Genomic DNA, 12023 nt, shown 5'->3' with positions numbered 1-12023 from the left:
ACCTCGCCGGCGGCAGCCCCACGCGAAGCCTCGCCCGTACCCCCGCCGGCGAGGTTGTGCGCAGACTTGTGCGCGCGGCTGCTGCTGGCGGGGTTGTGCGCGGAGTTGCTCCTGGCCGGCTTGTGCGCGGGACTGCCGCTGGGAGGGGTGTGCGCGGGGTTGCTCCTGGCAGGGTTGTGGGCAGGGCTGTCGCTGGCCGGGTTGTGGACAGGCTTGTGCGCGGAGCTGCCACCGGCGGGGTTACGGGCAAGGTTGCGTGTGGGGCTGCTCCCGGCAGGGCTGTGGGCAGGGCTGCTGGTCTGTGCGCGGTCTGAACGCGCGGGGCCCGGCCCCCGCCGAAGCGGGAAACCGGGCCCGGGTGCGTACGAGTTGTACGGCCGGCGGCGAACCGCCGCCTCAGTGCTGCAGGTTGACCGTGCGGGCCGAGACCGCGCCGATCTCGGCGGCGATCTCGGCGAGGACGGCCGCCGGAACGACGTCGTCCACCGTCAGTACGACCAGCGCCTCGCCGCCCTGCGCGGCGCGGGAGACCTGCATGCCCGCGATGTTGAGCCCCGCCTCGCCGAGGATCCGGCCGACGGTGCCGACCACGCCGGGGCGGTCGGCGTACCGCAGGAAGACCAGGTGGTCGGCCATGGCCAGGTCGACGTCGTGCTCGCCCACGGCCACGATCTTCTGGAGGTGCTTCGGCCCCGCCAGCGTGCCGGAGACCGCGACCTCCTCGCCGTCGGCGAGCGTGCCGCGCACGGTCACCACGTTGCGGTGGTCGGGCGACTCCGAGCTGGTGGTCAGCCGAACCTCCACGCCGCGCTCCTGCGCGAACAGCGGGGCGTTCACGTAGGACACCGTGTCGTCCACGACATCCTCGAACACGCCCTTGAGCGCGGACAGTTCGAGCACCTTGACGTCGTGCTGGGTGATCTCGCCGTAGACCTCGACGTCGAGGCGGACCGCGACCTCGCCTGCGAGCGCGGTGAAGATCCGGCCGAGCTTCTCGGCGAGCGGCAGCCCCGGCTTGACGTCCTCGGCGATGACGCCGCCCTGCACGTTCACCGCGTCCGGCACCAACTCGCCCGCGAGCGCGAGGCGTACGGACTTGGCGACCGCGATGCCCGCCTTCTCCTGCGCCTCGCCGGTCGAGGCGCCCAGGTGCGGGGTCGCGACCACGTTGTCGAACTCGAAGAGCGGGGAGTCCGTGCACGGCTCCTTGGCGAACACGTCCAGGCCCGCACCCGCGACCCGGCCCTCCTTCAGGGCGGCGGCGAGCGCCGCCTCGTCCACGATGCCGCCGCGCGCGGCGTTGACGATCCGCACCTCGGGCTTGACCCGGCGCAGCGCCTCGTCGCCGATCAGGCCAATCGTCTCGGGGGTCCTGGGGAGGTGGACGGTGACGAAGTCGGAGACCTCGAGCAGCTCGTCCAGGGAGAGCAGCTTGACGCCCATCTGCGCGGCCCGCGCGGGCTGGACGTAGGGGTCGTACGCGACGATCTTCATGCCGAAGGCGGACATCCGCTGGGCGACCAGCACGCCGATCCGCCCGAGGCCGACGACGCCGAGCGTCTTCTCGGCCAGCTCGACGCCGGTGTACTTGCTGCGCTTCCATTCGCCGTTCTTCAGCGCCGCGTTGGCCTGCGGAATGTTGCGGGCGGTGGCGACGAGCAGGCCGCAGGCGAGCTCGGCGGCGGTGACGATGTTGGAGGTCGGGGCGTTCACGACCATCACGCCGGCCTTGGTGGCGGCCGGTACGTCGACGTTGTCGAGCCCGACTCCGGCGCGGGCGACGACCTTCAGCTTCTTGGCGGCGGCGATCGCCTCGGCGTCGACCTGGGTGGCGCTGCGCACGAGGATCGCATCGACGTCGGCGATGGCCGGGAGGAGCGCGGCTCGGTCGGCTCCGTTGCAGTGCCGGATCTCGAAGTCCGGGCCCAGCGCGTCGACGGTGGCGGGCGACAGCTCTTCGGCGATGAGTACGACAGGTTTCGGGCTCACGTGGTCCTCAGTCCTCACTTGTCCTTGGCGGACGGCCGTCCCGACGGCCGCAGGCGTGAAGGGGGCAGCCGCGTGGAAGACGCACGACGCTGTGAGCCTGACGCGCTTGTGCCATGCAGTGTATCGACGGACGCGGGCGCGTCTCGCGCCTCCGCAGAAGGATCACCCGGTCGTGGCCGGCCGCGGTGGACAACGGGGCCGCGACGATGCCGCGGCCCCGTGCCCCAGGCCTGCTCAGGCCTCTTCGTCGACCCAGCTCATGAGCTTGCGCAGCTCCTTGCCGGTGGTCTCCAGCTTGTGGTCGGAGTCGGCCTTCTTGTACTCGTTGTACTTCGGCAGACCCGCGTGGTACTCGTCCATCCACTGGCGGGCGAAGGTGCCGTCCTGGATCTCGGCGAGGACCTTCTTCATCTCCGCCTTGGTCTGGTCGGTGATGATCCGCGGGCCGGTGACGTAGTCGCCCCACTCGGCGGTCTCCGAGATCGACCAGCGCATCTTCTCCAGGCCGCCCTCGTACATGAGGTCCACGATCAGCTTGAGCTCGTGGAGGCACTCGAAGTACGCGATCTCCGGCTGGTATCCAGCCTCAACCAGAGTCTCGAAGCCCGCCTTGACCAGCGCGGCCGTGCCGCCGCACAGCACGGCCTGCTCGCCGAAGAGGTCGGTCTCGGTCTCCTCGGTGAAGGTGGTCTTGATGACGCCGGCGCGGGTGCCGCCGATGCCCTTGGCGTACGAGAGCGCGAGCGCGAAGGCGTTGCCGGTCGCGTCCTGCTCGACGGCCGCGATACACGGCACACCGCGGCCCTCCTCGTACTGGCGGCGGACGAGGTGGCCGGGGCCCTTCGGGGCGACCATGCAGACGTCCACGCCGGCCGGGGGCTTGATGAAGCCGAAGCGGATGTTGAAGCCGTGGCCGAAGAACAGCGCATCGCCGTCCTTCAGGTTGCCCTTGACGGACTCCTCGTAGACCTTGCCCTGGATCGGGTCCGGGACCAGGATCATGATCACGTCGGCCTCGGCGGCGGCCTCCGCCGGGGTGGTCACGCGCAGGCCCTGCTCCTCGGCCTTCGCACGGGACTTGGAACCCTCGGGCAGGCCGACGCGCACGTCGACGCCCGAGTCGCGCAGCGACAGCGCATGGGCGTGGCCCTGGCTGCCGTAGCCGAGGACCGCGACCTTGCGGCCCTGGATGATGGACAGATCGGCGTCGTCGTCGTAAAAGAGCTCGGCCACTTCGGGTATCTCCTTGTTTCTGCCGTTGCGTCTGCCGTTGCGGGGGTCCGCGGTGGTACTTCCCACCGTATGCCGGTCCGGCGGGGTGTGATCTGCGGTCTCGTCATGCGGATGCCGGTGGACGGGCCACCGGCATCCGCCTCGGCTTCAGGCCGACCGGTCGAGCGCGCGGAGCGACCGGTCGGTGATGGAGCGGGCACCGCGCCCTATGGCGATGGTGCCCGACTGGACCAGTTCCTTGATGCCGTAGGGCTCGAGCATCTTGAGCATCGCCTCCAGCTTGCCGTTGCTGCCGGTGGCCTCGATGGTGACGGCCTCCGGGGAGACGTCGACGGTCTTGGCGCGGAAGAGCTGGACGATCTCGACCACCTGCGAGCGGGTCTCGTTGTCGGCCCGCACCTTCACCAGGACGAGTTCCCGGTGAATGGCGGCGCCCGGCTCCAATTCGACGATCTTCAGGACGTTGACGAGCTTGTTGAGCTGCTTGGTGACCTGCTCCAGGGGCAGCGACTCGACGTTCACGACGATCGTGATGCGGGAGATGTCGGGGTGCTCGGTGGTGCCGACGGCAAGGGAGTCGATGTTGAAGCCGCGGCGGGAGAACAGCGCGGTGATCCGGGCCAGGACACCGGGCTTGTTCTCCACCAGGACGGAGAGCGTGTGCTTGGACATGGGCTGCTCGATCTCTCTCTTCTCTCGGTCCCGGGCTCAGTCTTCCTCGGTGTCGCCGAAGTCGGGGCGGACGCCACGCGCTGCCATGACCTCGTCGTTGGAGGTGCCGGCGGCGACCATCGGCCACACCATGGCGTCCTCGTGCACGATGAAATCCACCACGACGGGGCGGTCGTTGATGGCGTTCGCCTCGGCGATGACCTTGTCCAGCTCGGCCGGGTCCTCGCAGCGCAGCGCGACGCAGCCCATGGCCTCGGACAGCTTGACGAAGTCGGGGACGCGCGTGCCGGCGCCGGGCTCCTTGGCCTGTCCCTCGGCGGAGCCGATGCCCTGCCCGTCCGGGCCGGAGCGCAGCACGGTGTTGGAGTAGCGCTGGTTGTAGAACAGCGTCTGCCACTGGCGGACCATGCCCAGCGCGCCGTTGTTGATGATCGCGACCTTGATCGGGATGTTGTTGAGCGCGCAGGTGACCAGCTCCTGGTTGGTCATCTGGAAGCAGCCGTCGCCGTCGATCGCCCAGACCGTGCGGTCCGGCTGCCCGGCCTTGGCGCCCATCGCGGCCGGGACCGCGTAGCCCATGGTTCCGGCGCCGCCGGAGTTGAGCCAGGTTGCGGGCTGTTCGTAGTCGATGAAGTGCGCCGCCCACATCTGGTGCTGGCCGACACCCGCGGCGTAGATGGTGCCCTCGGGGGCGAGCCGGCCGATCCGCTGGATGACCTGCTGGGGGGAGAGGCTGCCGTCCTCGGGCTGGTCGTAGCCCAGCGGGTAGGTGTCGCGCCAGCGGTTGAGGCTCTCCCACCACTCGGTGTAGTCGCCGGTGCGGCCCTCGCCCTGCTCGGCTTGGACGGCGACGACCAGGTCGGCGATGACCTCCCGGGCGTCACCGACGATCGGCACGTCGGCGGCGCGGTTCTTGCCGATCTCCGCGGGGTCGATGTCCGCGTGGACGATCTTAGCGAAGGGGGCGAAGGAGTCCAGCTTGCCGGTGACGCGGTCGTCGAAGCGGGCGCCGAGCGCCACGATCAGGTCGGCCTTCTGCAGCGCCGTGACGGCCGCAACCGAGCCGTGCATGCCGGGCATGCCCAGGTGCTGCGGGTGACTGTCGGGGAAGGCGCCCAGCGCCATCAGCGTGGTGGTGACCGGGGCGCCGGTCTGTTCTGCGAGCACCCTCAACTCGCCGGTGGCACCCGCCTTGAGGACCCCGCCGCCGACGTACAGCACCGGGCGCTTGGCCTCGGCCATCAGCCGAGCGGCCTCGCGGATCTGCTTGGCATGCGGCTTGGTGACCGGGCGGTAGCCGGGCAGGTCGGTCTGCGGCGGCCAGACGAACGTGGTCTGCGCCTGGAGCGCGTCCTTGGCGATGTCCACCAGGACCGGGCCGGGGCGGCCGCTGGAGGCGATGTGGAACGCCTCGGCGATGGTCTTGGGGATCTCGGCGGGGTCGGTGACCAGGAAGTTGTGCTTGGTGATCGGCATGGTGATGCCGCAGATGTCCGCCTCCTGGAAGGCGTCGGTGCCGATCGCCTTGGAGGCCACCTGGCCGGTGATCGCGACCACCGGGACGGAGTCCATGTGCGCGTCGGCGATCGGGGTGACCAGGTTGGTCGCGCCGGGGCCCGAAGTGGCCATGCAGACGCCGACCTTGCCGGTCGCCTGGGCGTAGCCGGTGGCCGCGTGGCCCGCGCCCTGCTCGTGGCGGACCAGGACGTGGCGGACCTTCGAGGAGTCCATCAGGGGGTCGTACGCGGGGAGGATGGCGCCGCCCGGAATGCCGAACACGGTGTCGGCGCCGACTTCCTCGAGAGAGCGGATGAGGGACTGCGCGCCCGTGACGTGCTCGGTGATGGCGGGCGGCTGCCCGCCGTTACGGGCCCGCGGCTGCGGATGATGGGCCCCGGTGGCCTGCTCGGTCATCGGCATTCTCTTCTCGAAGATGAGGGTTTTGGATGTATCTGCGAAGAACGGGAGGAGTACCAGTGCAACAAAAAACCCCTCGTGCCGTGAGGCAAGCGAGGGGAGCGCGCCGGTGTGGTCCGCAGGGTTTCGTGGGCCCTGCTTCAGCCGACGCGCTTTCCAAGTACGAGGATTCGAGAGCGCATGGCCTGACCCTCTCTCCGGCGGCCCGTGAGTGTCAAGTTGGTGGAACGGGCGTCTCATTATTCGGGCAGGTCGGAGGGTGCCCCAGCGACTCCGGGGCGGCGGCCCCGCACAGCCTGGGCGGCAGGGACCCTCTGCTGGCCAGCACGGCTTTGCGCGCAGCACCGTGGTCGTCCTCCGGAGGGCCGGAGGTGGCGTTCGGGTACGCGGCGCCGCTCGAGCCCATGGCATCCGCCGGGGCCGGCACCGGGTACTCCCCCACGCCGAGCGCGCGGCGCAGCCGGTGCTCGTCCAGCGGGCCGGAGAAGGCCATGCCCTGTCCGTGGGTGCAGCCCATGGCCCGCAGCGCGTCGACCTGTTCCGGCAGGTCGACGCCGTCGGCGACCGAGTGGACGCCGAGGTCGCCCGCGATGCGCAGCAGCCCGGCCGTGATCTTGTGCAGCCGCGCGGACTCGACCACGCCCTCGACCAGCGTGCGGTCGAGCTTGAGCACGTCCACGGGGAGCCTGCGCAGAGCGCCGAAGGAGGCGCCGCCGCTGCCGAAGCCGTCGAGCGCGATGCGTACGCCGAGGCGGCGCAGGGCGACGAGCCGGCGCTCCAACTCGCCGAGGGGGATCCGTGGATCGCTGTCGGCGAGTTCGAGCACGAGCCCCCCGGAGGGCAGGCCATGGCGGGTCAGCAGGGCCTCGACGCTGCGGCACCCCATCCCGCGGCCCATCAGGCGCCGGGGCGAGAGGCGTACGGCGACGGGGGCGGTGTGGCCGACCTGGTGGCGCTCGGCGGCCTGGGCGACCGCTTCCTCCAGCAGCCAGCGGCCGAGTTCGGCGGTGCGCGGGCCGGTGTGGCCGCTCGGGTCCTTGTGGTGGGGGCTGCCGGAGCCGTTGCCGCCGGAGCCGTTGTGAGCGACCGGCAGAGTGCCGGTGGCCGGGTCCCGGTCCTGCGGCCCTCCCGCGTCACTCCCGCCACTCTGGCCCGGGATGTCACTCGGGTTCCCCAGGCGCAGGAACTCGGCGGGGGTGAAGAGGATCCCCTGCTGGGAGCGCCAGCGGGCCTGGGCGGCGACCGCGGCGATCCGCCCGCTGCCGAGGTCGACCACGGGCTGGTGGAGCAGCGCGAACTCGCCTTCGTCCAAGGCGTCCTTGACCCTGGTGTCCAGGGAGGCCCGCTGGACCGCCTCGGCCTGCATCCGCGGCGCGTACAGCTCGACCCGGCCCTTGCCGGCGGCCTTGGCGCGATACATGGCCAGGTCGGCGTTGCGCATGAGCTCGGTGGGGGTGATTCCCGACTCGGCGAAGGCGACGCCGATGCTGGCGGCCACGCGCACATCCGTGCCGGAGATCCGGTACGGCTTGGAGAGGCGCTCGCGCAGCCGGTCGGCGATCTCGTGGATGCGGTTGTCGCGTTCGGCGGACTCGCCGGATCCGTCGCCGAGGATGAGGGCCGCGAACTCGTCGCCGCCGAGCCGCGCCGCGGTGTCCCCGGCCCGTACGGACTCCTGGAGGCGGCGGGCGGCGTGGATCAGCAGTTCGTCGCCCGCCTGGTGCCCGATGGTGTCGTTCACCGCCTTGAACCCGTCGAGGTCGATGAAGAGCACGGCGGTGCCCGCGTCGGTGGTGCGGCGGCCGCTGAGGGCCTGCCGGACGCGCTCGGTGAACAGGGCGCGGTTGGGCAGGTCGGTGAGCGGGTCGTGCTCGGCGTTGTGCTGCAACTGCTCTTGGAGGCGGACCCGTTCGGTCACGTCGCGGCTGTTGAGGATGAGGCCGCCGTGGTGCCGGTTGACGGTGGACTCGACGTTGAGCCACTCGCGGGCCGCCGCTCCCCCGCCCGCTCTGCCGTCGCCTGCCCTGCCTCCGCCCGCTCTGCCGCCGCCCGTTCTGCTGCCGCTCGCCTTGCCGCGGCCCGCCCGGAAGCGGCACTCGATACGGGTCGTGGACTCCTCGTCGGGCGGCGTGGCGAGGAACCGCCGCAGTTCGTGCACCACCGCGCCCAGGTCGTCGGGGTGGATGAGCGAGGCGAGTTCGCTGCCGACGAGCTCCTCGGGGTCGATGCCGTAGACCCCGGCCGCCGCGGGGCTGACGTAGCGCAGGACGCCGCTGGGTGCGGCGATCATGATGACATCGCTGGAACCCTGCACCAGGGAGCGGAAGTGGTTCTCCTTCTGGGCCAGTTCCTGGGTGAGGCTGATGTTGTCGAGCAGCATGATGCCCTGCCGTACGACCAGGGCGAGGACGACCGTGCAGGCCGTGAAGACCACCACCCGGTCCGGGACCCTGCCGTCGACGACGTTGTAGAGGATCCCCAACGTGCACACGGCGGCGGCCAGATACGGGGTGAGGGCTGCCAGCGACCCGGCGATCGGGCGGCCGCTCTGCTGCCCCCTGCGGTACTTCGCGGCCGCCGCGGCCCGGTCCCAGCCGTCGGTGTCGCGGCGGCCGACCCAGGGCGCGTACGCCAGCAGCATCGAGCCGGCGAACCAGCCGGCGTCCAGAAGCTGGCCCGAGCGGTAGTGCTCGCGCAGCAGCGGCGAGGTGAACAGGGCGTCGCAAAGCACGGTCAGAGCGAGCGCGGCGATGGCCGTGTTGACGGCGGAGCGGTTGGCCGAGGAGCGGCGGAAGTGCAGCGCCAGAACCATGCTGACCAGCACGATGTCGAGCAGCGGATAGGCGAGGGAGAGTGCGGCCTGGGCCACCGACTCGCCGTTCCACTGCGCGGTGTGGGCCAGCGCCAGGCTCCAGGAGATGGTCAGCAGCGAGCCGCCGATGAGCCAGGCGTCGAGTGCGAGGCAGATCCAACCCGCCCTGGTGACCGGGCGCTTGGCCAGCACGAGCAGCCCGACGATGGCGGGCGGCGCGAAGAGCAGGAAGCAGAAGTCGGCCGGCGAGGGGCTGGGCACGGGCTGCCGCAGCACGACCTCGTACCAGCCCCAGACAACGTTGCCGAACCCGGCCATGGCCGAGGAGACGGCGAAGAGCAGCCAGGCCGGGCGGAAACGGCTGGAGCTGTTGCGCGCGTACCAGAAGCAGGAGACCGCCGCCGCCAGGGCCGCGCCGCCGAGTCCGAAGTCGCCCATGACCAGGGCCAGCCAGGGCGAACCCCAGCCCAGTGCGGCCCCGATGGCGTATCCCCCGCAGATGAGCGCAACGACGAGCCGAGGGAACAATCCGGCCCCGCCGCCGGGGAACAGCCGCCGGGAGATCACCGTTCCCGGCGCACTCACCGGACCGCCCTGGGCGGCGCGGTCCTGCGTTTCCGTCTGCGCGGGAATGCGTACGAGAGTCGCCGTCGGCAGCCGCGGCCTCCCCGCGTCGGGATGTTCGTCCATTGGCTGTACATCGCCCGTCGCCCCCCTCGAGTTCCGGTCCCGTCGCTGCGGCCGCCGCGCTGTGCGCGGGACAGCCCCCGTCGGGACGATACACCAGAGCCGTCACTCAGGGACATACCTTCTCTACACAGCGTAACTAGCTGCGAAATTACGGGACCTGAACGCAACCGAACGTACTCGGAGCGTCCTCAAATGTGCACGGGAACGACTCCGAGACCGGATTCAGTCCTTCGTGGCGACCACATTGGCGAGCGGGTCCCCGGCGGCGAACCGGACCAGTTGCTCGCGCAGCAGCCGGGTGGCGCGCGGCAGGAACGCGGAGGTCGGGCCGCCCACGTGCGGAGTGATCAGCACGCCGGGAGCGTGCCACAACGGGTGCCCCGCGGGCAGCGGTTCGGGGTCCGTGACGTCCAGCGCGGCCGTCAGGCGGCCGGACTCCAGCTCGGCGAGCAGCGACTTGGTGTCGACGACCCCGCCGCGGGCGACGTTCACCAGCAGCGCCCCGTCCTTCATCCGGGCGAGGAAGCCGGCCCCGGCCAGGCCCCGGGTCTCGTCGGTGAGCGGGGTGGAGAGGATCACGACGTCTGCGTCCGGGAGCAGCGCGGGGAGTTCGGAGATCGGGTGCACGGGACCGCGCGTTGTGGCGCGCGCGGAGCGTGCGACGCGCGTGATCCGGGCGCACTCGAAGGGCACGAGCCGGTCCTCGATGGCGCTGCCGATGGAGCCGTACCCGACGATCAGCACGGACTTGTCCGCGAGGGCCGGGTGAAAGCCCTGCCGCCAGTCCTCGGCGTCCTGGCCGCGTACGAAGCTCGGGATACCGCGGAGCGAGGCGAGGGTGAGGGTGAGCGCCAGTTCGGCGGTGCTCGCCTCGTGCACCCCGCGGGCGTTGCACAGTTGGGCGCCGGAGGGCAGTGCGGGAAGCACGTGGTCGATGCCCGCGGTGAGGGTCTGGACCACGCGCAGGGCCGTCATCTCCGGCAGTGGCCGGACCGCGATCTCCGGGCCCTTCATGTAGGGAACGCCGTAGAAGACGCAGCGGGCGGGATCTGCGGGGAAGTCCGGGGCGCCTGCCCAGAAGTGGTAGTCGAACTCCTCGGGGAGTCCCTCGATCTCGGCGGGCGGAACGGGCAGCCATACGTCAGCACTCATGGTCGAGAGGCTATGCGAAGACGCGCCGGTGGCAGAGGCTAGTTTGGGGGTTCGAACAGGGAGGGGTGCAATACGAGGTGGAGCGCAGGACAGTCGGCGCGGGGGCACTCTCGGTCGGCGCGATAGGCCTCGGGTGCATGCCGATGAACTGGGCGTACACCGCGTCCCAGCAGAGCGGTGAGGCCTCCCTCCGGGCCGTGCACGCGGCCCTGGACCACGGGGTCTCCCTGCTCGACACGGCTGACATGTACGGGCCGTTCACCAACGAGCTGCTGATCGGCCGGGCGCTCAGGGAGCGGCGCTCGGACGCCTTCGTGTCCACCAAGTGCGGGCTTCTGGTGGGCGAGCAGCACATCGTCGCCAACGGCCGCCCCTCGTATGTGAAACGGGCCTGCGACGCCTCGCTGCGGCGGCTGCAGACGGATGTGATCGACCTCTACCAGCTGCACCGCGCCGACCCGGAAGTGCCGGTCGAGGAGACGTGGGGCGCGATGGCGGAGCTCGTCGCGGCGGGAAAGGTACGGGCGTTGGGGCTGTGCGCGGTCGGCACCCAGGCGCCGCGGCGGGCCGTGGGCGGAGCGCGTGCCGGAGCTCGGGCCGGAGCGCGGGCGGGGGTGCGAGCGGAGGCGTCCGCCGGCGCGCGGACCCGGGCGCGGGCTGGTGGGTACGACGCGGCGATACGGCAGTTGGCGCGGGTGCAGCAGGTCTTTCCGGTGAGCGCCGTGCAGGCCGAACTGTCGGTGTGGTCGCCGGAGGCGCTGGAGTCGCTGGTTCCGTGGTGTGCGTCGCGGGGCATCGGCTTTCTCGCGGCGATGCCGCTGGGCAGCGGCTTCCTGACCGGCACGCTGCCGCCGGGCCAGGGCTTCGAGCCGGAGGACGCGCGGGCCCGGCACCCGCGGTTCACGGCGGAGATCATGGCGGCGAACCAGCCGATCGTGGCCGGGCTGCGGCGGGTGGGCGAGCAACACGGGGCGACGCCTGCGCAGGTGGCGCTGGCGTGGGTGCTGGCGCAGGGGCGGCATGTGGTCGCGGTGCCGGGCACGAAGAAGGAGCGCTGGGCGGTGGAGAACGCGGGGGCGGGGGGCGTCGAGCTCAGCGCGGGCGATCTCGCGGAGATAGCCGCGCTGCCGACCGCGCGCGACTCTTGGGACTGATGGGTTCGGCCGGCCGGGTCGTGGGACTCGGGCGTCGGAAGGCTTGCGGGGGTTGAGGCGTCGGACGACTCGTGAGGGCTGAGGCGTCCGGCCGAGGCGTGGGAGTCGAGGCGTCAGTCGTGTGGGGCGAGGCGTCCGGCCGAGTCGTCGGGCGATCGGGAACCTCCGGCTTCCCGGCGGTGTAGTAACGGTGTGAGGCCGCCAGAACCGCGAGCGAGAGGACCGATGACCGTGCGACGTCTTGTTGTTCCCCGGGTTGTTGCCGCTGCAGCCACCGTGCTGCTGCTGGGCACGGGCTGTTCGTCCGGAGATGAGGACGCGGGCCCGGCCGGGCGTTCCCCCGGCACCTCCTCCGCGGGGTCAGTCTCCGCGTCCCCGCCGTCGCCGCCCCCGTCCGCCCCACC

Annotated in this window: 7 protein-coding genes; 1 reads left to right on the top strand and 6 read right to left on the bottom strand. The window is 71.3% G+C overall.

The window, feature by feature from the left end; translation table 11 throughout:
• Nucleotides 1–396: 396 nt before the first annotated feature.
• The 6 genes from serA to AOK16_RS19125 form a co-directional block, all read right to left on the bottom strand.
• A complete protein-coding gene (serA, locus tag AOK16_RS19150; RefSeq protein WP_055473440.1) occupies nt 397–1989 on the bottom strand; it encodes a phosphoglycerate dehydrogenase in 1593 nt (530 codons plus the stop codon).
• A gap of 234 nt (nt 1990–2223) precedes the next feature.
• Nucleotides 2224–3222 carry a ketol-acid reductoisomerase gene (gene ilvC / locus AOK16_RS19145; RefSeq protein WP_055473439.1) on the bottom strand — a complete coding sequence of 333 codons (999 nt, stop codon included), beginning with the start codon at nt 3220–3222 and terminating at the stop codon, nt 2224–2226.
• A 147-nt stretch (nt 3223–3369) separates the two neighbouring features.
• A complete protein-coding gene (ilvN, locus tag AOK16_RS19140; RefSeq protein WP_055473438.1) occupies nt 3370–3894 on the bottom strand; it encodes an acetolactate synthase small subunit in 525 nt (174 codons plus the stop codon).
• 36 nt (nt 3895–3930) lie between these two features.
• The gene (locus tag AOK16_RS19135) at nt 3931–5814 is read right to left on the bottom strand and encodes an acetolactate synthase large subunit (protein WP_205627732.1); all 1884 of its coding nucleotides are present in this window, start codon (nt 5812–5814) and stop codon (nt 3931–3933) included.
• Between the two features lie 211 nt (nt 5815–6025).
• Nucleotides 6026–9208: a putative bifunctional diguanylate cyclase/phosphodiesterase gene (locus tag AOK16_RS19130; protein ID WP_055473441.1), complete on the bottom strand. Its 3183-nt coding sequence runs from the start codon at nt 9206–9208 to the stop codon at nt 6026–6028.
• A 327-nt stretch (nt 9209–9535) separates the two neighbouring features.
• Nucleotides 9536–10465, bottom strand: coding sequence for a 2-hydroxyacid dehydrogenase (locus AOK16_RS19125; protein ID WP_055473436.1), 930 nt, complete (start codon nt 10463–10465; stop codon nt 9536–9538).
• 77 nt (nt 10466–10542) lie between these two features.
• Between AOK16_RS19125 and AOK16_RS19120 the strand changes: the two genes are divergently transcribed.
• Nucleotides 10543–11619, top strand: a complete 1077-nt coding sequence (locus AOK16_RS19120) for an aldo/keto reductase (protein ID WP_079101548.1) — start codon at nt 10543–10545, stop codon at nt 11617–11619.
• Nucleotides 11620–12023: the final 404 nt, after the last annotated feature.

The sequence above is a fragment of the Streptomyces pathocidini genome, assembly GCF_001418495.1.
Classification (GTDB): domain Bacteria; phylum Actinomycetota; class Actinomycetes; order Streptomycetales; family Streptomycetaceae; genus Streptomyces; species Streptomyces pathocidini.
Note: the sequence above shows the minus strand (reverse complement) of the source record. Positions and strands in the feature narration are given on the sequence as shown.

Coding starts and splice junctions, on each gene's coding strand:
- ilvN (WP_055473438.1), bottom strand. CDS start 3,894: ATGTCCAAGCACACGCTCTCCGTCCTGGTGGAGAACAAGCCCGGTGTC.
- AOK16_RS19135 (WP_205627732.1), bottom strand. CDS start 5,814: ATGCCGATGACCGAGCAGGCCACCGGGGCCCATCATCCGCAGCCGCGG.
- AOK16_RS19125 (WP_055473436.1), bottom strand. CDS start 10,465: ATGAGTGCTGACGTATGGCTGCCCGTTCCGCCCGCCGAGATCGAGGGA.